Here is a 21,547-nt window from a genome sequence, read left to right on the forward strand (position 1 = left end):
GCTTTCGCCGGGGTGACGGCACCAGAAGAGGATGCCTCCACGCCCCTCCCCTACAGTTGCACCACCCACGCGCGATGCTAGCATTCCCCCACACGGGGGGGCCTACACATGGACGTGATGCAGCGCATCGAACTGGGCGAGCTGGCGACCGTGCTCATCGGCCTCGTCGCCCTCTTCGCCGGGCGCTTTGTGCGCCAGTCGGTGCCGCTGCTCTCGCGCCTCGACATGCCCAACGCCGTGGTCGGCGCCCTGATCGTGGCGGTGATCATCCTCGTCCTGCAGATCACCGTCCATGTCGACATCGCCTTCGGCCAGCGCACGCGCGATGCGCTGCTGCTCGTCTTCTTCACCTCCATCGGGCTCTCCGCCAAGCTCTCGACGCTGAGGAGCGGCGGCAAGCCGCTCATCATCCTCTGCGCCGTCACCGTGCTGGCGCTGGTGGCGCAGAACGCCTCGGGCGCGCTGCTCGCCGCCCTCTGGGGCGCGCATCCGGCCTACGGCATCCTGGCGGGATCGCTGTCCTTTGTCGGCGGCCCCGGCACTGCCATGGCCTGGGCGCGCGAGCTCGATGCACAGGGCCTTCCCAATGCCCATGTGGTGGCGATCGGCGCGGCGACTCTCGCCACCATCGCAGGCGCACTCGTTTCCGGTCCCGTCACAGGCTGGATCATCCGGCGCCACAAGCTGCATGGCGGCGGCAAGCCGGATGACGTCAGCTTCGCGCCCCCCGCCGTCGAAACGCCGAAGCCCGGGGGCAACCGCACCGACACGCTGCTCGCCAACGTCTTCCTCGTGCTTCTCGCCGTCAGCATGGGTGAGCAGGTCAACGCCTATGCCGCGCAGGCCGGGCTGCTGCTGCCGGGCTTCCTCTCCGCCATGATCGCCGGCGTCATCATCACCAACGTGGCGGATGCGTTAAGCTACAAGCTCGACTTCGCCCCCATCGAGCAGGGTGGCGCTTTGGCGCTGCAGCTGTTCCTCGTCATGGCGCTGATGTCCACGCCCTTGATCTCGGTCGCCGCCATCCTCGTGCCGCTGATGTTGAATGTGGTGATTCAGCTGATCGTCACGGTGTCGATCGCCTATTTCATCCTTTTCTGCCTGCTGGGCCGCGACTATGACGCGGCGGTGGCCTCCGGCGGCTTCCTCGGCTTCGGGCTCGCCTCCATGCCTGTCGCCATGGCGACCATGGACGAGGTGGGCCGCCGTTATGGCCCCTCGCCCAAGGCTTTCCTGCTCATCACCATGGCGGGGTCCTTCTTCGTCGACCTCGCCAATGCCTTTGTCGCCAAGAGCTTCCTGGCGCTGCCGTGGTTCGCGATCCCCTGATCGGTAACGGATTCGATTACGATTGAAATCCGCACCCAAAACCCCGATATGCGGGGTTCCGGAGCAGACCCGCTCCCCAACAGGATCACCGCCACCTTCTGGCGTGCCGGACAAAACCCGATGAACCTCAAGGGCTTCCACCACCTCACCGCCGTCACCGCCGATGCGCCGGGCAACCACAGGTTCTACACCGCCACGCTGGGCCTCAGGCTCGTCAAGAAGACGGTGAACCAGGACGACACCTCGGCCTATCACCTGTTCTATGCCGATGGCGTGGGCTCGCCGGGCACCGACATCACCTTCTTCGATTGGCCGGTAGGCAAGGAGCGCCGCGGCACGCATTCCGTCACCCGCACCGGCTTCCGTGTCGCCTCCGAGGACGCGCTCAACTATTGGCAGCATCGCTTGCGCATGAACGGCGTGCAGCAGAACAAGATCGCCGATGTGGCCGGCCGCCCCACGCTCGCCTTCGAGGACCATGAGGGCCAGCGCCTGTCCTTCACGGTGGACGCCGAAGGCGAAGCCCATGCCTGGGACAAGAGCCCCGTTCCGGCCGAGCACCAGATCCGGGGCTTGGGCCCCATCACCATGAGCGTCCCCGACATCCGCCACACCGACGTGGTGCTGACCAAGCTCATGAACATGACGCCGGCCGGCAGCTTCGCCGGCACACATGTCTACAAGATGGGCGCCCACGGTGCCGTCGGCGAACTGCATGTCACCGTCGATCCAACCTTGCCGCCCGCCCAGCAGGGCGCCGGTGCGGTTCACCACGTCGCCTTCAACATTCCTTACGCCGACTATGAAGCCTGGGCAGACCGCCTGCGCTCCATGAAGGTTCCGAACTCCGGCCCGGTGGACCGCTTCTGGTTCAAGAGCCTGTATTTCCGCGAGCCCAATGGCATTCTCTTCGAACTCGCAACCGACGCGCCGGGCTTCGCCACCGACGAGCCGATGGACAAGCTCGGCGCCACCCTGTCGCTCCCGCCCTTCCTGGAAGGAAGGCGCGAGCAGATCGAGGCAGGGTTGAAGAAGCTGTAGCAGCAGCAGCAGCAGTAGCAACATAAAATGGTCCTCCGAACCTTTCCCCTCCCCACAAGCGGGAGAGAAAACGCACAAAGCGTTCACCCGGGTTCAAAACGCAAAAAGGCCAGCGTCCGCCGGCCTTTCCCATACTCACACCTTCCGAGTATGCGCCCTTGTAGCACATCGAGCGCGCGCTGTCAAGGACTAATTTCCACTACTAGGAACGCCTCGCGCGAAGGGCTTCACCCCTCCACCGCGCCCCACTCCGCCGCATCCTCGTCATAAGTGTGCAACTCGCCAAGCGGGATGTCGAACCACACGCCGTGCAGCGAGATCTCGCGCTTGTTCTCCTTCATTCGGATCCACGGGAAGGTGCGGAGGTTCGCCAGCGAGTGCTCGATCGAGGCGCGTTCGATGTGGCGTTCGTGGGTTTCGGCATTGACTCCCAGTTCGCGCGGCACGATGCGCGTCACGTCCTTGATGGCGCGCATCCAGGAGCCGATGAAGTCCGTGTGTGTCAAGGGCGAGGACTCCTGGACCGCGGCGCGGATGCCCCCGCAGCGCCCGTGCCCCATCACCACGATGTGCTTCACGCCGATCGACATCACGGCGAACTCGAGCGCCGCCGAGGTCGCATGGTGGCCGCCGTCCGGCGTATAGGGCGGGACGAGATTGGCGACGTTCCTGACCACGAACATCTCGCCCGGCCCGGCATCGAAGATCGTCTCGGGCGCCGTACGCGAGTCGCAGCAGGCGATGATCATCACCTTGGGCTTCTGCGAACCCTCGCCGAGGCGATGGTAGCTTTCGGACTCGGAGGCATAGCGGCCGGAGCGGAAGCTGGCATAGCCGTCGAGCAAGGCGGCCGGGAGACGCATTGCCCTACTCCACCACGCGGACAGCGCCCTTGGCGGCGCGCCACAGTCCGCGGGCGCCGGCCATGTTGCGGCCAGGGGTGGTGGTGCGGGAACGGTACTGGGGCATGGGTGGAACCTCGGTGTCGCACGAAGATGGACCCGATTGCCCCATGGGGCGCCGGGAATCAAGCCCGGCCCCGGAAGGCCGTCCTGGGGGCCATTCATCGCCCGCGGATGGGGCCGGCCGCCAGCATGAGGGGCTGCGGCAATCCTGGGCTTCAACAAGCCGGATGTTTTCAGCTATTGTATTCGCAGAAACAAGAGACGTTATGCATGGTGAAGGAACACTCCCGCGAGATCGAATGGCCGACAGTTGCGCTGATCGCAGCTGATTATATGGTGCTGGCTCTCATCGTGTGGTTCCACGCCAGCCTGCCCTGGTGGATCATCATGCCCGCCGGCGCCTATTGCGCGGCGCTCCACGCCTCGCTGCAGCACGAGGTGCTGCACGGCCACCCCACCGGAAACCGGCTGCTCAATGAGGCGATGATCTTTCCGACGCCCACCTTCTGGCTCCCCTACCTGCGCTACAAGCAGACGCATCTCCAGCACCACAACGACCAGCACCTCACCGATCCGCGGCTCGACCCCGAGTCCTACTATTTGCTGCCCGAGGACTGGGCCCAGGTGCAGGGCGTCCGCCGCGTGCTTTACGAGATCAACAACACGCTGGCCGGCCGCATGCTGATCGGCCCGGCGATCTCCATCATCCGCTTCTGGTCGTCCGAATTCCGCGACATGCTGGCGGGGAACGCCAAGACCATCCGCGCCTGGGCCTGGTTCGCGCCGTCCTGCGCCATTACGCTGTGGTATGTGGTCCACGTCTGCGGCATGCCCTTCTGGCAGTATTGCCTCTTGATCGCCTATCCCGGCATCTCGCTCGCCCTGGTGCGCTCCTACTGCGAGCACCAGGCGGCGGAGAGCGTCGAACACCGGACCATCATCGTCGAGGCCTCGCCCTTCTGGTCGCTCCTCTTCCTCAACAACAACCTTCACGTGGCGCATCACACGGCGCCGGCACTCGCCTGGTACAAGATCCCGGCCTTCTACCGCGCCGAGCGCGAGCGGCTGATCGCAAAGAACAACGGCTACACGATGAATGGCTATGGCGAGATTTTCGCGCGGTTTTTCCTGAAGGCGAAGGAGCCGGTTCCTTACCCCAACACGGACTGGCTCAGAACGCCGTGATGGGCTAATCCCATCCCCGGAACCAGCCAATCGGGGGCCTGACACGTGACCAACCGCATCGAGATCGCAGGCCTGAAAGTGGCCGGCGAGCTCTTCACCTTCATCGGTAACGAGGCGCTGCCGGGCACCGGGATTTCGGAAGCGGATTTCTGGCAGCGCTTCGCCGATATCGTGCGGGACCTCACGCCCCGCAACCGCGCGCTGCTCGCGCGCCGCGACGAGCTGCAGGAAAAGCTCGACGACTGGTACCGGACCAACGGCGCCCCCACCGACATGGCCGCCTACAAGGAATTCCTGCGTCACATCGGCTATCTCGTCCCCGAGGGCCCCGACTTCAAGGTGACGACCAAGCACGTCGATCCCGAGATCGCCCAGGTCGCCGGCCCGCAGCTGGTGGTGCCGGTGATGAACGCCCGCTATGCCTTGAACGCCGCCAATGCCCGCTGGGGCTCGCTCTATGATGCGCTTTATGGCACCGACGCGATCCCGGAGCAGGACGGCGCGGAGAAGGGCAAGGCCTATAACCCGGTGCGCGGCGATCGCGTCATCGGCTGGGCGCGGAGCTTCCTCGACCAGTCCGCGCCGCTCGGCAAGGCCAAGGCCAGGTGGGCCGATGTCACCCGCGTCTTCATCGAGGGCGGCGCGCTGATGACCGACCTCGGCGGCCTGCGTGCCCCGTCGCATTTCAAGGGCTGGCGCGGGCCGAAGGATAACCCTTCCGCGGTGCTGCTCGCCACCCACGGCCTTCACATCGAGATCGCCTTCGACCGCTCGCACCCGATCGGCAAGACCGACAAGGCCGGGATTTCAGACATCATTCTCGAATCGGCACTCACCACCATCATGGACTGCGAGGACTCGGTTGCTGCCGTCGATGCCGCCGACAAGGTGCAGGTCTATCGCAACTGGCTGGGCCTGATGAAGGGCAACCTCGCGGAGGAAATCGAGAAGAATGGCAAGACCATCACCCGCCGCCTGAACCCGGACCGCACTTACGAAGCGCCGAATGGCGGCACGGTGACGCTGCCCGGCCGCTCGCTGATGCTGGTGCGCAATGTCGGCCACCTGATGACCAACCCCGCGATTCTGATGGAGGACGGCCGCGAGGCGCCGGAAGGCATCATGGACGCGATGATGACAGCGCTGATCGCCATTCACGACATCAAGGGCCAGCGCATGAATTCGCGCGCGGGCTCGATCTACATCGTGAAACCCAAGATGCACGGGCCGGACGAGGTGGCCTTCGCGGTGGAACTGTTCCGCCGCGTCGAGCAGGCGCTGGGGCTTCCCCTCAACACCATGAAGATCGGCATCATGGACGAGGAGCGGCGCACCACCATCAACCTCAAGGAGTGCATCCGCCAGGCCAAGGACCGGATCGTCTTCATCAATACAGGCTTCCTCGACCGCACCGGCGACGAGATGCACACGTCAATGGAAGCGGGCCCGATGATCCGCAAGGGCGACATGAAGCAGGCGCCCTGGATCAAGGCCTATGAGGACTGGAACGTCGATACGGGGCTCCTCTGCGGCCTTCCCGGCCATGCCCAGATCGGCAAGGGCATGTGGGCGATCCCCGATCACATGGCGATCATGCTGTCGATGAAGCTGGCCCACCCGCAAGCGGGCGCCAATACCGCCTGGGTACCGTCTCCCACCGCCGCGACGCTGCACGCCACGCATTACCACAAGGTGAACGTGAAGCAGGTTCAGGAGAAGCTGAAGAGCCGCCAGCGCGCCAGCCTCGACGACATCCTCTCCGTGCCCGTGGCGGTGCGCCCCAACTGGACGGCGGAGGAGATCCAGAAGGAGCTCGACAACAATGCGCAAGGGATCCTGGGCTATGTGGTGCGCTGGGTCGACCAGGGGGTGGGTTGTTCAAAGGTCCCGGACATCGACAATGTGGGCCTGATGGAAGACCGCGCCACGCTGCGCATCTCGTCGCAGCACATCGCCAACTGGCTGCGCCACGGCGTCGTGACCGAGGCGCAGGTGATGGAGACGATGAAGCGCATGGCGGCGGTGGTGGACAGGCAGAATGCGGCCGACCCGGCCTATCGTCCGATGGCGGATGATTTCCGTCGATCCATCGCCTTCCAGGCGGCGTGTGACCTTGTGTTCAAGGGGCGGGAGCAGCCGAACGGATACACCGAACCGCTGCTGCACATGCACCGGCTGGCGGTGAAGGCGCGGGGCTGACGTTTTGTCTTCTCCCGCTGCGCGGGAGAGGACGAAACGGTCACTCCCCGTAAGGCACCCAGATGTTCTTCACCTGAACCGCGCGGCGGAGATATTCGCTCCCCTGCCCTTGCGTGCGGGACAGCCAGTCGCGCGGCTTGGCCGACGCCCATGTCGCCTTGAGATTCCCGGCACTCGCGGCTTCCACTGCCTTCACGCCCGGCCCGAAATACCAGAGTGCTGCCACCTCATCATGCTCGGCCAGGGTCTTGGCCAGCTCGTCGCGCTCGCCGGTGACGATGTTCACCACACCGCCCGGCATATCCGAGGTGTCGAAGACCTGGTAGAGATCGGTCGCGGCAAGAGGTGCGCGCGGCGACGGCACGGCCACCACGCGATTGCCCATGGCGATGGCGGGCATCATCAGGGAGATGAAGCCGAGAAGCGGCATCCCGTCCGGGCAGACCACGCCCATCACGCCCCACGGCTCGTTCATGGCAAGCGTCACGTGGCGGGACTTGGTGGCGTGCACGCGGCCATCATATTTGTCGGCCTGCGCGGCGTACCAGAAGATGCGGGCGAGAGCCTCCTCCACCTCGGCCCTCGCATCCCTGGCGCTGGAACCCATCTGGCGCAGGCGGGCAGCGAATTCCCCGGCGCGGGCCGAGAGGTTCTCCGCGATGTAATAGAGCACCTGCGCGCGGTTGTGGGCCATGGCGGAGGACCAGCCGCTGGCCTTGACCGCCGCTTCCACGGCGTTGCGGATGTCCTTGCGGTTGCCGAGGCCCGCCTGGCCAATGGCCTTGGCCCTGGATCCGTACACGGAATAGCTGTAGCCCGAATCCGGACGCGCCTGCTTGCCGCCGATATAGAGCTTCGCCGTGCGGTCGATGGGCGCGGCATCCACGCTCTCGGGGGGCAAGGCGCGGAGCGGGGCGGCTTTGGCCTGTGTTGAAGGCTTCAGTGCGGCCTCCCATGCCGGCACCAGATATTCGTACATGCCTTCGCGGCCGCCTTCGCGGCCGAAGCCCGATTCTTTGTAGCCGCCGAAACCGGCGGCGGCATCGAAGAGGTTGGTTGAATTGATCCACACCACGCCGGCTTTCACCCGCGCGGCGGTGTCCAGCGCCAGGTTGATGTTCTCTGACCACACGGTGGCCGCAAGGCCATAGCGCGTGTGGTTGGCGATCTGCACCGCCTCTTCCGGCGTGCGGAATGTCATCACCGCGGCAACCGGGCCGAAGATCTCGACGTCCATCACAGTGGAGGATGGTTCCACATCGGTGAAGATCGCCGGGGCGAACCAGTTGCCAGTGCCAGGCAACTCGCAAGGCGCCTGCAGCAGCGTGCCGCCTTCGGACTTGCCCTTCTCCACGAGCCCGGTGATCCGCTGAAGCTGGATGGGATCGACAATGGCGCCCATGTCGATGGACTTGTCCAGCGGATCGCCCACGCGCAGGCTCTGCATGCGGCGGAGCAGCTTGTTGAGGAATCGCGGCGCGACGCCTTCCTGAACCAGGATGCGCGAGCCTGCGCAGCAGACCTGGCCCTGGTTAAACCAGATGGCATCGACCACGCCTTCCACCGCCGCATCGAGATCCGCGTCCTCGTGCACGATGAAGGGAGACTTTCCGCCCAGTTCGAGCGAGAGTTTCTTGCCCGAGCCGGCCGTCGCCTTGCGGATGAGGCGGCCCACATCGGTGGAACCGGTGAAGGCGATCTTGTCGATGCCCTTGTGATCGACGATGGCCGCGCCCGCCGCGCCATCGCCGGTGACGATGTTGACGACACCCGGCGGCAAGCCCGCCTCGCGGCAGATTTCGGCGAAGGCGAGTGCGGTCAGAGGCGTGAACTCGGCGGGCTTCAGCACCACAGTGTTACCCGCCGCCAGCGCCGGCGCGATCTTCCAGGCCAGCATGAGCAGCGGGAAGTTCCACGGAATGATCTGGCCGCAGACGCCGGCCGGCTGGTAGCCCGGGAATTCATCGGCGATCAGCTCCGCCCATCCGGCGTGATGGTAGAAGTGGCGCGCCACCAGCGGGATGTCGATGTCACGGGACTCGCGGATGGGCTTGCCATTGTCCATCGTCTCCAGCACCGAGAGAAAGCGCTCGCGCTTCTGGATGATGCGGGCGATGGCATAGAGGTGCTTGGCGCGCCCGTGTCCGGAGAGTTTCGACCATGCGCCGAAGGCCCTTCGTGCGGCCTTCACTGCGGCATCGACGTCTGCCGCGGAGCCCTGGCTGACGCGGGCAAGCGTCTGCCCATTCGCGGGGTTGGCGACATCGAAGGTCTTGCCCGGCCGGGTGAAGGCGCCGTCGATGAAATGGCCGAAGCCCTCCGCATGCTCCTTCAGCCACTCCACCGCATGGGCGTTGCTCTCAGGCGCCGTGCCATAGTCCATCGCGCCGATAATGTCGCTGACGCTGGGCATGATGATCTCAGGCAAGGGGCTGATGGGTGGCTGCGGCGTAGCGCCCGGTGACGTGATGTTCAAGCTGGCGTTCGATGTCGCCCAGCATCGAGGAGGCGCCGATGCGGAACAGGTCCGGCTCCAGCCAGCGGCGGCCGAGCTCCTCCTTCATCAGGATCAGCCAGTTTATCGCGTCCTTCGCGGTCTTAATGCCGCCCGCAGGCTTGAAGCCGATCTGGAAGCCGGTGAGCCCGCCATAATCCCTCAGTGCACGGACCATAGTGAGGCCGGCGGGCAGCGTGGCGTTGACGTCTTCCTTGCCGGTGGAAGTCTTGATGAAGTCGGCGCCGGCCTGCATGGCCACCATCGAGGCCTTGTAGACATTGCGCAGCGTCTTCAAGTCGCCCGTGGCGAGGATGGCCTTCATGCGCGCGCCGCCACAGGCCTCGCGCATGGCGGCGACCTCATCGTAGAGTGCGGCCCAGTCCTGCAGCAGCACCTGCGCACGGTGGATGACGATATCGATCTCCCGTGCGCCCTGGTCCACCGCATAGCGGATCTCCGCGAGACGCTGCGGCAGCGGCGTGAGGCCCGCCGGAAAGCCTGTCGCCACCGAGGCGACGGGAATGCCGGACCCCTCCAGCGCCTTCACGGCAGGCGGCACCATGGCGGGATAAACGCAGACGGCGCCGACGGCGGGCATCTCGGCCAGGCCCAGCGCCGTGACGATGCCGTCGCGCAGCGGCCGCTTCGCCTTCGCGCAGAGGCGGTGCACGCGGCCCGGCGTGTCGTCACCGGCGAGTGTCGTCAGGTCGATGCATTGCAGCGCCTTCACCAGCCAGGCAGCCTGGTAATTCTTCTTCACCGAGCGGCGCGCGGGGAGGCTCGCCGCACGGCGCTCGGCGGCGGAGAGGTTCACCTTCACGTCCTCGAACCAGCCGGGGGTCAAGGCCTTTCCCGGATTGCGCGCGACGGGCGCGAAACGGGCGGCGGCGGCGATGGGGCAAAGTTCGTTCATAACGCAGACTCCTGTGCGGGCCGGGCCCGAGGCGCTCTGGCGGACTTTTAGAGCATCTTGCGGCCGGTTCCAACGTCACGCCAACGCGACCGTCACCCCGGCGAGCGCAGCACCCCGGACGGTTGGGACAACGGATCTAGGGGTGAGTGATGTAAAGGGGAGTGTCCTCGAACCGCTCCTCCTCCAGGTTGTTCCCCGGCCCCTTGCGGTCGATGATGAGAAAGCGGCTGCCGGCATCGAGCGCCAGCAGCGGGTGGTGCCAGACATTGCGGGCGTAGTTCACGCCCTGCCGGCCTGAGCAGGCGAAGGCGCGATAGCTGGCGAAATCATGGGCGTCCTCCGCCACCAGCACGAGCCACGGCCGGTCCTGCAGCGGCACAAAGGCCTGGCTGCCAAGCGGATGGCGCTCCATAAGCTTGACCTCGATCGGCGCCGGCCGCGGCCGGCCGAGAAACAGGCTGACATTCGCCGTGCCGCCTTCCGCGCCCACGTCGACGAAGGCCAGATCGTTGAAGCGCTCGGTGAAGCCCTGGTTGATGGTGAAATGGGCGGAGCCCTCCATCCCGATCACATCGCCGAACGGGCGGAAGGCGTCGCGCGTCAGCGGTTCGGGGCGCACCATCCGCATCATGCGATCCTGCAGGCGATGATGCCCAGCGTGCCATAGTCGACGGTCACTTCATCGCCCGGCGCCACGGCCATCGGCACGATGCAGGTGCCCGTGGTGACGAACTGCCCCGCTTTCACGCCCCCGCAATAGGTGGCGGCCTCGTTGACGAACCAGGTGAGCGCCCGGCGCGGATCGCCCAGCACCGCCTTGCCCGCGCCCTCCGCCCTCACTGCGCCGTTGAGCAGACCCTTCACCGCATGTGCCGAGAGATCGAGATCGCGCCATGGCCTGTTCACCGCGGGCCCCAGCACCAGCCACGAGGCGCAGGCCGTGTCGGCGATGAGCTGGGCCACGCCCACCTTGGTGAAGTCGGTGTAGCGGCTGTCCGGAATCTCGATCGACAGATGCAGCGAACCCACCGCATCCAGCGCCTCTTCCTGTGCATAGGGCACGGGACGCGGGGGCATGTCCTTCACGAAGCCGAAGGCGAATTCGGCCTCCGCCACGCGCATGATGTTGCCGCCCAGCGTGACGGACGATCCGTCAGGCAGCAGCCGGCTCTTCAGGATGCGGCCGATGATCGGGCCATCGACATTGATGTGCTTCTGCCCGGCCTCGCTGGTGGCGGCGATTTTCCAGCCAGCCACGGCGCTGCCGCTGCGCGCGGCCACCGCGGCGGCGGCGTCATAGCCTTCGGCGCGCGTTCCGGGCCGCATCTCGCTGGGCAGTTCGGCGATGCGTGCCGTCGCCGCCCAGTTCTTCAGCAGCAGGTCCGCCGCGGCGGCGAAATCAATCATCGGCAGTCTCCCGGTTTCTTGACGATCCCGGCAAAGCGCGGATGGCTGCGCAGCACGTCGAGATCGCTGTCATGCAGCATGTATTCCTGCAAGGAGCGCAGGGTGGCGGACTGCCGCTCCATCAGCTCGGCCAGCGTGCCCGTCTCGTCGCGCTCCATCAGGCGGGAGCAGGCGGCGATATCGGCCGAAAGAATGGTCATGAGGCGCCGTTCCACGGGGCTGCTCCACAGGACTTCGCTGATTGCCTTCAGGTTAGGGTGAAGGCCCGGTCTTCGCAATTCGATTTCGCGTGCCCGATCGGGCCTTGCTCGGAGCCCGTTCTTGACAGGGCCGGAGACGGGTCACACTATCCGCCCACTCAGGCGAGCTACCGAACAGGCAAGGAAACTCAGGCGTGTACGCCCGGCCGAAAACCATCGAGGAAGCAACGCGCGCCATGGCCACGGAAGGAGCATTGGCGGTCAGCGGCGGCACCGACGTCTACCCCGCTCATGTGGGAAAGCCCCTGGCCCGTCCGCTGGTCGATCTGTCGCGCGTCGCGGGCCTGCGGGGCATCACCCAAACGGGTGACGGCTACCGCTTCGGCGCGGCATCGACCTGGACCGACATTCTGCAGGCCCCACTGCCCCGGGCCTTCAATGGCCTCAAGGCCGCGGCGCGCGAGGTGGGGTCGGTGCAGATCCAGAACCGCGGCACCATCGCGGGCAATCTTTGCAACGCGTCGCCCGCCGCCGATGGCGTGCCGCCGCTGCTGAGCCTCGATGCCAGGGTGGAGATCGCATCGGCAACGGGACGGCGCGTGATGCCGCTCTCCGCCTTCATCACCGGCTATCGCCGCACGGCACTGGCGCCGGGCGAGATCGTCACGGCCGTGCTCGTGCCCAAGCCCGCGCCTGCCGCACGCTCCGCCTTCGTGAAGCTCGGCGCGCGGCGCTATCTCGTGATCTCCATCCTCATGGCGGCAGCGCTGGTGGAAAAGGACGCGCAGGGCCGCATCGCGCGCGCCGCCGTGGCCGTCGGCGCCGCATCGCCCGTGGCGCAGCGGCTGCCGGCGCTCGAGGCGGATCTGATCGGCTGCGGCGGCAGGCCATCCGCCCTTGTGACGCCGCGCCACCTCGAAGTCCTCTCGCCCATCGACGATGTGCGGGCTACGGCGGCCTACCGCCAGGAGGCCGCACTCTCCGCCGTGGGCGAGGCGCTGGACCTCGCGGCGGGACAAACGTGATTTCCTTCGAGCTGAACGGCACGGCGGTCCGCTGCGATGCCGCGCCCGCCACGCGCTTGAGCGAGGTGTTGCGCAACCGCCTTGGCCACAAGGGCACCAAGAGCGGCTGCGACGCGGGCGACTGCGGCGCTTGCACGGTGTTGATCGATGGCGAGGCCGCCTGCGCCTGCCTTGTGCCCGCGGCGCAGGCCGACGGCGCGCGCATCGCCACGGTCGAAGGCCTCGATGCCTCGCCGAAGGGCCAGCTGCTGCAACGCGCCTTCCTGGCGCGCGGCGCGGCCCAATGCGGCATCTGCACGCCAGGCATGCTGATGGCCGCCGTGGCCCTGCTGGACCGCAAAGCCGCACCGGCGCGCGAGGAGATCGCGGAAGCGCTGGGCGGCGTACTGTGCCGCTGCACAGGCTATGCAAAGATTATCGACGCGGTGGAGGACGCCGCACGGGAAGCCATCCATGCAGAACCCATGCCGGAGCAGGGCCGGGCCGTGGGCGCGCGCATCGCGAGGCTCGACGGTGCGCCGAAAATCGCCGGCACCGAGCTCTATGGCGCGGATGCCATTCCGGACGATGCGCTGTGGGTCAGGGCCATCCGCTCGCCCCACCACCGCGCCGGTTTCCGCTTCGGCGACATCGGCCGGTTCATTGCGGCACACCCCGGAATTGTCCGTATACTGACGGCGAAGGATGTGCCCGGCCGCAACATCTTCGGCGTCATCCCGCCCTTCGCCGACCAGCCAGTCTTCGCGGAGGATGAGGCGCGCTTCCGCGGCGAGGCGGTCGCGGCCGTGGTGGGCGAGCGCCATGCCATCGATACGCTCGATCTTTCGGCCTTCCCCGTGACCTGGGAGCAGCGCCCCAGCGTTCTCACCATCGCGGCGGCGCTCGATCCGGCAGCGCCGCAGCTTCAGCGGAAGCGTCCCGGCAACATCCTGGTGCGCGGCCATGTGGAGACGGGCGACGTCGAAGCCGCGCTGCGCGAGGCCGCCGTCACCGTCGAAGGCAGCTTCGAAACCGCCTTTGTCGAGCATGCCTATATCGAACCCGAGGCCGGCTGGGCGCGGCGCGCCGGTGACCGCATCGAGATCACCGCCTCGACTCAGGCGCCCTACATGGACCGTGACGATACGGCGGCCATCATGGGGCTTCCCCCGGAGTCGGTCCGCATCATCCCGTCAGCCTGCGGCGGCGGCTTCGGCTCGAAGCTCGATCTGTCGGTGCAGCCCTATGTGGCGCTTGCGGCGTGGCTCACCGGCAGGCCGGCGGCGATGGTCTACACCAGGCCTGAGTCGCTGCAGTCCACCACCAAGCGCCACCCCGCCATCATGCGCTCAAAAATGGCGGCGTCGCGGGACGGCAAGCTGCTTGCCATGGATTTCGAGGGCGACTTCAACACCGGGGCTTACGCCTCCTGGGGACCGACGGTGGCGAACCGCGTGCCGGTGCATGCCTCCGGCCCCTATGCCGTGCCCAACTACCGCGCCAATACCCGCGCCGTGCTCACCAATTGCGTGCCCGCCGGCGCTTTCCGCGGCTTCGGCGTGCCGCAGACCGTGGTGGCGCAGGAGCAAATGCTGGACATGCTGGCGGCGAAGCTGGGGATGGATGCGCTCGATTTCCGCATCCGCAACGCGCTGACCGACACGGCGCCGACGGTGACAGGCCAGGTGATGGGCGATGGCGTCGGCATCCGCGACTGCCTCGAAGCGCTGAAGCCGCACTGGGCCGCACTGCGCCGCGCGGCAGAAGAGTTCAACCGCACGAGTGCGCGTCTGAAACGCGGCGCCGGCGTCGCCGGCATGTTCTATGGCTGCGGCAACACCTCGCTGCCCAATCCCTCCACCATCCGCTTCGGCCTCAAGCCCGATGGCCGTCTGTCGCTGCACCAGGGTGCAGTCGACATCGGACAGGGCGCCAATACGGTGATCGCCCAGATTGCGGCGGATGCCGTTGGCTTGCCGCTGGCCCTCGTCGATCTTGTCCCGGCCGACACCGACCTGACGCCCGACTGCGGCAAGACCTCCGCCTCGCGCCAGACCTTCGTCACCGGCACGGCGGCGGAGCGCGCCGGGCGCAGTCTGCGCCAGCGGCTCTTGCGGCTCGCCAACGCGGGCGAGGACGCCACGCTGTCGCTCGACGGCGGCACGCTCGTGGTGCGCGAGGATACCGCCGTCCGCGCCATCGATCTCGCCGCCCTGCCGCGCGGCGCGCATGGCTATGTTCAGTGCGCGGAGGAAACATTCGATCCGCCCACGTCGCCGCTCGATGCCAGCGGGCAGGGCAAACCCTATGCCGTCTATGGCTTTGGCGCGCACCTGGCGGAGGTCGAGGTCGACACGCGGCTCGGCCTGGTGAAGGTGCTGCGCGTCGTGGCGGCGCATGACGTGGGCCGCGCCATCAACCCCATCCTCGTCGAGGGCCAGATCGAGGGAGGGGTGGCGCAAGGCATCGGCATGGCGCTGATGGAGGAGTTCACCCCTGGCCGCGGCGAAAACCTGCACGACTACCTGATCCCGACGGCCGGCGACGTGCCGCCCATCGAGTCGATCCTCGTCGAGCGCGCGTCATCGGCGGGTCCCTTCGGCGCCAAGGGCATCGGCGAACAGGCGCTGATCCCCACCGCGCCCGCCATCCTCAACGCCATCCACCATGCCACGGGCGCGCGAATCACGCGGATTCCGGCCACACCCGGCCGCGTGCTCGCGGCCCTCAAGACGCGCCGTCCATGACCCGCCAGCAGGCACGCGTGCTGCCGGATGGCCGCAGGCTGCACCTCAACGATGGCCCCATTGATCTTGTCATCGGCGCCGAGGGCGGGGCGGCAGAGGTGGCCGGCGCCTATGCAGCGGCCCAGGCCCGCTTTGCCACGGTGCTTGACGAGCTTTGCGCCGAACTGCTGTTGCTGCGCCGGGAGGTGGGGCAGCAGCCCCTGGGCAGCGTGGCTCGCCGCATGTGGCGGGCGACCTTGCCGCTGGCCCGCCATGGCTTCATCACGCCCATGGCGGCGGTGGCGGGCAGCGTGGCGGAGGAGGTTCTGCAGGCGATGTCCGATGCAGCGCCGCTTGCCCGCGCCTTCGTCAACAACGGCGGCGACATCGCGCTGCATCTCGCCGAAGGCCAATCCTATGAGGCCGGGCTCGTCGACAGGCCGGACCGGCCGTCTCTGTTTTCCACCGCCCGCGTCACCTTCGGAGACAGGGTGCGCGGCATCGCCACCAGCGGCTGGCGCGGGCGCTCCTTCTCGCTCGGCATTGCCGATGCGGTCACCGTGCTGGCGGCGCGCGCGTCCGAGGCCGATGCGGCAGCGACCCTCATCGCCAATGCCGTCGATTTGCCCGGCCATGCCGCCGTGACCCGCGTGCCCGCCGCCGATTTGCAGCCGGACAGCGACCTGGGAAACCGCCCCGTCACCCGTGCCGTGGGGCCGCTCGCCCAGGAGGAAATTGCCGCCGCCCTGCAGGCTGGTGTAGCCTGTGCCCAAACGATGCGGGCCGGGGGGCGGATCATCGCCGCGGCGCTGCATCTCGCGGGGCAAACTCGCACGCTTGGGAGGATCGATGCCAGAAGTGAAAGTCAGGAAGTTCCTCGTCTCCGTCGAGGAGATCTTCCATGAGGGCGGCCCCGCCGCTGCCGTGCCGCCGAAGCGCGGGCTGATCCTCGCCGTGATCGAGAACCCCTATGCGGGCAGATACCACGAGAACATCCTGCCCTTCATGGAAGACCTGAAGCCCCTGGGCCTCAAGATGGCGCGGGGCCTCGTCGATGCGCTGGGCGGCGACCCCAAGGCCATCGAAGCCTATGGTAAGGGCGCCATCGCCGGCGAGGCGGGCGAGCTGGAGCATGCCGCTCTCTGGCATGCGCCCGGTGGCTATTCGATGCGCGAGGTGCTGGGTGGCGCCAAGGCCATCGTGCCATCCGCCAAGAAGGTAGGGGGGCCCGGCACCCGGCTGGACGTTCCCGTCACCCACATCAACGCCTCCTATGTTCGCAGCCATTTCGACTCGGTGGAAGCCGGCATCGCCGATGCGCCGCGCGCCAACGAGCTGGTGCTGGTGCTGGCGATGACCACGGGACCGCGCGTCCACGCCCGGGCGGGCGGACTGGCCGCGGCCGACGTCAAGGGCGAGGATGGACTGCGATGAAGGCGAAGATCCGCAAGATCGTCACCGTGGTGGACGAGACGCTGACCGAGCAGGACCGGCAGGTGACACCCCCCACCCGCCGGGCGGCCGCCATTGCCGTCATCGCCAACCCCTTCGCCGGCCGCTACCAGGACGACCTGAGCGAGCTCATCGACATCGGCGAAGAGCTGGGACAACTTTTGGCAGAGCGCGCGGTTGCCGCTCTTGGCATCAACGGCAGCAAAGCCGAAAGCTACGGCAAGGCAGCAGCCGTGGGCGAAAATGGCGAGCTGGAACATGCTGCCGCCATCCTCCACCCCAAGCTCGGCGCGCCCTTCCGCAAGGTGCTCGGCAAGGGGGCAGCCCTTATCCCGTCCTCCAAGAAACGCGGCGGCATGGGCGCCGTGCTCGACATTCCGCTGGGGCACAAGGATGCGGCCTTCGTCAGGAGCCATTTCGACGGCATGGAGGTGCGAGTGACGGATGCGCCGCGCGCCAACGAGATTGTGGTGGCCGTCGCTGTGACCACCGGCGGCCGCCCGCTGCCCCGCGTCGGCGGGCTCAAGGCCTCCGAAATCAAGGGAGAGGATGGCCTGCGCTGATCAGGCTGCCGTCTTGAGGCTTCGGCGGCCAGCCACCAGGTTCTCGAACATGGCGCGGCTCACCCGTTCGGTGCGCTTCAGCTGCAGGCGGGACTGAGCCTTGATCCGGCTGTAAGCGCCGGGACCCATGGCCTGGTCCAGCCACTCGAGATACTGCGGGATCCGCGCCCAGCGGTCGATCAGCGCCGGGGTCAGTTCGCCATGGAACTGGGTGGCCACGATCTCGCGCCCGATGGACATGATCTGCACCGGGCTGACGGCGGATGAGGCCAGCACTTCGGCGCCCTCCGGCAGTTTAGTCACTTCGGCATGGTGCCACTGCATCATCTTGAAGGAGGAGGGAAGCCCACGGGTCAACGGGTGGGCAAGGCCGAGCGCGTTGAGCTCCACCTTGCCGAAACCCACTTCCGCCTCGCGCGCCAGCCCCACCTCGCCGCCCAGCGCAACCGCCAGCAGCTGCAAGCCGAGGCAGACACCCATATAGGGGCGGTTGCGCTGGAAGGTCCATTCGCGAATGGCGGCGATCTCGGGCTCAAGCCAAGGATGGGCGTCCGTCTCCCACACGTCCATGGCGCCGCCCATGACCAGCAGAAAATCATAAGGGGCGAGCGGCGGAATCGCCTCGCCCCTGTGCAGCATGACAACATCGAGCTCCGCGCCCCGTTCGGCGAGGAAGCGGCCGAACAGGCCGGGCGGTTCGTCATCCATGTGTTGGAAGGCAAGAGCGCGGCGGATCACGGGGCAAAGTCCTTTGGAAGGGCAGTGGAGTTTGAAGGCGCGCACATAAGCAATCCTGCGCGAATGACAAGTGCTTTCTTTCCCATGGTTGCCTTAACAGGGAATTGCGACGATGGTGTTGCAAGCATGACACGCCTGCGCCTGATCCTGTCCGCCCTGCTGCCCTTCGCCATCGGCTATTTCATGTCCTACCTGCTCCGGGCCGTGAACGCCGTGGTGGCGCCGGACCTGGTGAAGGACCTGAACCTCTCCCCCGGCCAGCTGGGCTTCTTGACCGCCGCCTATCTTGGCGCCTTCGCGCTGTTCCAGCTGCCATTGGGTGTGCTCCTGGACCGCTACGGGCCGCGCAAGGTGCAGACCGCCCTGCTGACGGTGGCGGCGGCGGGCTGCGTGGGCTTTGCCTTCGCACCCAATTTCGCTGTCCTCTTCATCGCCCGTGCCGTGGTTGGCCTCGGCTTTTCCGCGGGGCTGATGGCCAGCTACAAGTCTACGGCCATGTGGGTGCCGGTGGAGCGGCGGTCGCTGGCCAACACCGCCGTCATGTCACTGGGCGCGCTGGGCATGGTGGTGGCGAGCGAGCCCACCGAGTATCTCGTCGGCCTGATCGGCTGGCGCGGCGCCTTCGGGGTTTTCGCGGGCGCGATTCTGGTTTCAGCCATTCTCGTCTTCGCCGCGGCGCCCAGGGCCGACACCTTCGTCGAGCCCTCGCCGCTCCGCCGCCAGTTCGACCAGATGCTGAGCATCCTCAGGACGCCGGTGTTCTGGCGGCTGGCACCCCTGCTCGGCATGACGTCCGGCGTGCAGATCGGCATCTCCACCCTGTGGACGGGCCCATGGTTCCGCGACGTGATGGGCCTGTCGCGGGAGGAGGTGGCCCGCCACCTGCTCTGGCTCGCCGTCGCCTTCATGGTGGGCATCCTGTCGGTGGGCGTCATCGCCGACCGGCTGGGCCGGCGCGGCATCTCGCCCATGCAGGTGATGCTGGGCGCACACTTGTTCTATTTCGCCGCGCAGATCGTCATCGTGCTGCGCATCGCCTCACTGGCCTTGCCGGCGTGGCTGGTGGTGGGGGCGTTGGGGCAGGTGGCGGTGCTGGCCTATCCGTGGTTTGAGGCGCATCTCGGGCGCGACGTGGCAGGCCGCGCAAATGCCGCCATCAACTTCACGCTCTTCGTCTGCGCCTTCGCCTCGCAATACTTGGTGGGCTTCATCATCGGGCTTTTCCCGGCGAGTGCGTCGGGATACAGCCCGGAGGGCTACAGCTGGGCCATCGGCATTTTCCTCGTGGCCCAGTTCGTGGCCTATGGCTGGTATCTCGCGGCTTCGCCGCACAAGGAGCGAAGCGCATGATCAATCCCATCATCGCCGAAGCCACCCGCGGTGACATTGTGGAAAGCCGCCACCGCGGCGCCTATGCGGTGGTGGACGGGACGGGCCATGTGGTGGCGGCGGAAGGCGGCATCGCCGCCGCCGTCTATCCGCGTTCCGCGATCAAGGCCTTCCAGTGTCTCCCGGTGATCGAGAGCGGTGCTGCCGGCCATTTCGGCTTTGCAGACGAGGAAATCGCGCTGTGCTGCTCGTCCCACAATGGCGAGCCGGAGCATGTGCGCGTGGCCCGCGCCATGCTGGCCAAGGGCGGCAATGCCGAGAGCCTTTATGAATGCGGCGCCCACTGGCCCTATTTCGAGGCGGCGCGCTTCGACCTGATCCGCCGTGGCGAGCCTTGCGCCGCCGTCCACAACAATTGTTCCGGCAAGCATGCCGGCATGCTGGCGCTCGCCCGCCAGCTCGGCGCCGACCCGCAGGGCTATGTGAAGCTCGACCATCCGGTGCAGCAGGCCATCGCCCGGCGCATCGGCGAACTCTGCGAAGTCGACCTCTCGCAGCAGCCCGTCGGCGTGGATGGCTGCTCGGTGCCGACCTGGGCCATTCCGCTGAAGAACCTCGCGCTCGGCTTTGCCCGCTTTTCCGATCCGGCGAACAAGGCGGCCCGCCGCATCATCGATGCGGTGCGCAAGCATCCCTTCATGGTGGCGGGCACCGGCGACTTCGACACGCTGATCATGGAGGCCGTGCCGCGCCTCTTCATCAAGACCGGGGCCGAGGGCGTCTATTGCGCCGCGATTCCACACGCGGGACTGGGCATCGCGCTGAAGATCGACGACGGCGCCGCGCGGGCCGCAGAAGTGGCCATCGCGGCGGTGCTCTCCGCTCTCGACGTGTGGACCCCCGGGGAGAAGGCCACTCTGGAGCGCTTCCGCCACCACGACCTCGCCAACTGGCGCAAGATCGAGGTGGGCGAGGTGCGGGGCTTGCGGCTGTAACGCGCCCGTCACATCGTCGCGCAATGGTCGAATGATCAGTCAGGAGATCCGCATGCGACAGATGCTTCTCGCCACGGCCATTCTTGCTGCGCTGGCCGGCTCGGCCCAGGCCACCGACCTCACCATCATGAGCTTCAATGTCTGGGGCGGCGGCGGCAATGCAAAGAAACCGGTGGACGAAACCGTTGCCGTCATCAAGGCGGTGAACGCCGACATCATCGGCATCCAGGAAACCCGCCTCGAGAGCGACCCCTGCACCGCCGATTCCTGCCCGCCGGTAGGCGGCAGCGTGGCGCCCAAGATGGCTGCGGCGCTGGGCTACTATTACTATGACCAGACCAAGCAGAACGACGCGCTCTGGTCCAACGCCATCCTCAGCCGCTATCCCATCGGCAAGGCCACACCAAATGACACCGGTGTCGAGATCATTGTCGACGGCCGCAAGGTGCACGCCTTCAACATCCATCTCGATGACTCGCCCTACCAACCCTACCAGCTGCTCGGCATCGAATATGGCAACGCGCCCTTCCTGAAGACGGCGGAAGAGGCGGTGAAGGCCGCGGCGGCAACCCGCGGCCCCGCACTCAAGCTGCTGTTCGACGACATGGCCGCAGCGGGCGAGGCGGACGCCGCCTTCGTGTTCGGTGACTTCAACGAACCCTCGCACCGCGACTGGACGGAATCGGCCGTTAAGGCCGGCAACCAGCCGATGGTGGTGCCGTTCCCCACGGTAAAGGCAATAGAAGATAAGGGCTTCGTCGACACCTTCCGCGCCGTCTATCCCGATGCCGGCCTGAAGCCCGGCATGACCTGGACGCCCACCACGGAAGCCACCGCCAAGGATGACCACCACGACCGCATTGACTTCGCACTGGCCCGCGCGAAAGACCTTCAGGTTCTCTCCGCGGGCATCGTCGGCGAGAAGGCGCCGGAGGCTGACATCGTGGTCACGCCCTGGCCCAGCGACCACCGCGCGACGATGGCGAAGGTGAAGTTCTGAGAGTCAAACGCGCTGAGCAATTCTTAAACCTCTCATCATCGCCGGGCATGTCCCGACGATCTTT

19 protein-coding genes are annotated in these 21,547 nt (G+C 66.9%); 12 read left to right on the forward strand and 7 right to left on the reverse strand.

Annotated elements, in window-relative coordinates:
• Positions 1-117: 117 nt before the first annotated feature.
• Entirely contained in the window at positions 118-1,329 is a 1,212-nt protein-coding gene (locus tag IOC82_RS14630) for a sodium/glutamate symporter (RefSeq protein ID WP_290546943.1), read from the forward strand.
• 120 nt (positions 1,330-1,449) lie between these two features.
• A complete protein-coding gene (locus tag IOC82_RS14635; RefSeq protein ID WP_290547011.1) occupies positions 1,450-2,370 on the forward strand; it encodes a ring-cleaving dioxygenase in 921 nt (306 codons plus the stop codon).
• Positions 2,371-2,597: 227 nt separating this feature from the next.
• Here the strand turns inward: IOC82_RS14635 and IOC82_RS14640 are convergent, their stop codons facing one another.
• Complete coding sequence (locus tag IOC82_RS14640) at positions 2,598-3,233, reverse strand: carbonic anhydrase (RefSeq protein WP_290546944.1); 636 nt, start codon at positions 3,231-3,233, stop codon at positions 2,598-2,600.
• Between the two features lie 312 nt (positions 3,234-3,545).
• On the opposite strand from IOC82_RS14640, the gene IOC82_RS14645 reads away from it, so the two are divergent.
• Both IOC82_RS14645 and IOC82_RS14650 read left to right on the forward strand, forming a co-directional pair.
• A complete protein-coding gene (locus IOC82_RS14645; RefSeq protein ID WP_290546945.1) occupies positions 3,546-4,460 on the forward strand; it encodes a fatty acid desaturase in 915 nt (304 codons plus the stop codon).
• A gap of 45 nt (positions 4,461-4,505) precedes the next feature.
• Positions 4,506-6,659, forward strand: coding sequence for a malate synthase G (locus IOC82_RS14650; protein WP_290546946.1), 2,154 nt, complete (start codon positions 4,506-4,508; stop codon positions 6,657-6,659).
• 40 nt (positions 6,660-6,699) lie between these two features.
• On the opposite strand, the gene IOC82_RS14655 is transcribed toward IOC82_RS14650, so the two are convergent.
• The 5 genes from IOC82_RS14655 to IOC82_RS14675 form a co-directional block, all read right to left on the reverse strand.
• Entirely contained in the window at positions 6,700-9,072 is a 2,373-nt protein-coding gene (locus IOC82_RS14655) for an aldehyde dehydrogenase family protein (RefSeq protein ID WP_290546947.1), read from the reverse strand.
• A 7-nt stretch (positions 9,073-9,079) separates the two neighbouring features.
• Complete coding sequence (gene deoC, locus IOC82_RS14660; RefSeq protein WP_290546948.1) at positions 9,080-10,069, reverse strand: deoxyribose-phosphate aldolase; 990 nt, start codon at positions 10,067-10,069, stop codon at positions 9,080-9,082.
• 136 nt (positions 10,070-10,205) lie between these two features.
• Positions 10,206-10,700 carry an ureidoglycolate lyase gene (locus IOC82_RS14665; RefSeq protein WP_290546949.1) on the reverse strand — a complete coding sequence of 165 codons (495 nt, stop codon included), beginning with the start codon at positions 10,698-10,700 and terminating at the stop codon, positions 10,206-10,208.
• Positions 10,697-11,476, reverse strand: coding sequence for a fumarylacetoacetate hydrolase family protein (locus IOC82_RS14670; RefSeq protein WP_290546950.1), 780 nt, complete (start codon positions 11,474-11,476; stop codon positions 10,697-10,699). The genes IOC82_RS14665 and IOC82_RS14670 overlap by 4 nt, the downstream gene beginning before the upstream one ends.
• Complete coding sequence (locus IOC82_RS14675; protein ID WP_290546951.1) at positions 11,473-11,676, reverse strand: hypothetical protein; 204 nt, start codon at positions 11,674-11,676, stop codon at positions 11,473-11,475. The genes IOC82_RS14670 and IOC82_RS14675 overlap by 4 nt, the downstream gene beginning before the upstream one ends.
• A gap of 194 nt (positions 11,677-11,870) precedes the next feature.
• Between IOC82_RS14675 and IOC82_RS14680 the strand changes: the two genes are divergently transcribed.
• The 5 genes from IOC82_RS14680 to IOC82_RS14700 are packed head-to-tail and all read left to right on the forward strand — an operon-like array spanning position 11,871 to position 17,421.
• The gene (locus IOC82_RS14680) at positions 11,871-12,701 is read left to right on the forward strand and encodes an FAD binding domain-containing protein (RefSeq protein ID WP_290546952.1); all 831 of its coding nucleotides are present in this window, start codon (positions 11,871-11,873) and stop codon (positions 12,699-12,701) included.
• The gene (locus IOC82_RS14685; RefSeq protein WP_290546953.1) at positions 12,698-15,427 is read left to right on the forward strand and encodes a molybdopterin cofactor-binding domain-containing protein; all 2,730 of its coding nucleotides are present in this window, start codon (positions 12,698-12,700) and stop codon (positions 15,425-15,427) included. Before IOC82_RS14680 ends, IOC82_RS14685 begins: the two co-directional genes overlap by 4 nt.
• Positions 15,424-16,311, forward strand: coding sequence for a UPF0280 family protein (locus IOC82_RS14690; protein WP_290546954.1), 888 nt, complete (start codon positions 15,424-15,426; stop codon positions 16,309-16,311). Before IOC82_RS14685 ends, IOC82_RS14690 begins: the two co-directional genes overlap by 4 nt.
• Entirely contained in the window at positions 16,256-16,840 is a 585-nt protein-coding gene (locus tag IOC82_RS14695) for an amino acid synthesis family protein (protein WP_290546955.1), read from the forward strand. The genes IOC82_RS14690 and IOC82_RS14695 overlap by 56 nt, the downstream gene beginning before the upstream one ends.
• Positions 16,837-17,421, forward strand: coding sequence for an amino acid synthesis family protein (locus IOC82_RS14700; RefSeq protein ID WP_290546956.1), 585 nt, complete (start codon positions 16,837-16,839; stop codon positions 17,419-17,421). Before IOC82_RS14695 ends, IOC82_RS14700 begins: the two co-directional genes overlap by 4 nt.
• Here the strand turns inward: IOC82_RS14700 and IOC82_RS14705 are convergent, their stop codons facing one another.
• The gene (locus tag IOC82_RS14705) at positions 17,422-18,159 is read right to left on the reverse strand and encodes a type 1 glutamine amidotransferase (RefSeq protein ID WP_290546957.1); all 738 of its coding nucleotides are present in this window, start codon (positions 18,157-18,159) and stop codon (positions 17,422-17,424) included.
• Positions 18,160-18,285: 126 nt separating this feature from the next.
• On the opposite strand from IOC82_RS14705, the gene IOC82_RS14710 reads away from it, so the two are divergent.
• Genes IOC82_RS14710 through IOC82_RS14720 form a run of 3 tightly spaced genes read left to right on the forward strand, consistent with a single transcriptional unit; the run spans position 18,286 to position 21,483 of the window.
• A complete protein-coding gene (locus IOC82_RS14710) occupies positions 18,286-19,509 on the forward strand; it encodes a nitrate/nitrite transporter (RefSeq protein WP_290546958.1) in 1,224 nt (407 codons plus the stop codon).
• A complete protein-coding gene (locus tag IOC82_RS14715; RefSeq protein ID WP_290546959.1) occupies positions 19,506-20,483 on the forward strand; it encodes an asparaginase in 978 nt (325 codons plus the stop codon). The genes IOC82_RS14710 and IOC82_RS14715 overlap by 4 nt, the downstream gene beginning before the upstream one ends.
• Positions 20,484-20,535: 52 nt before the next feature.
• Complete coding sequence (locus IOC82_RS14720; protein ID WP_290546960.1) at positions 20,536-21,483, forward strand: endonuclease/exonuclease/phosphatase family protein; 948 nt, start codon at positions 20,536-20,538, stop codon at positions 21,481-21,483.
• The last annotated feature ends 64 nt before the right edge of the window (positions 21,484-21,547 follow it).

The sequence above is a fragment of the Aestuariivirga sp. genome (genome assembly GCF_020252395.1).
GTDB lineage: Bacteria > Pseudomonadota > Alphaproteobacteria > Rhizobiales > Aestuariivirgaceae > Aestuariivirga.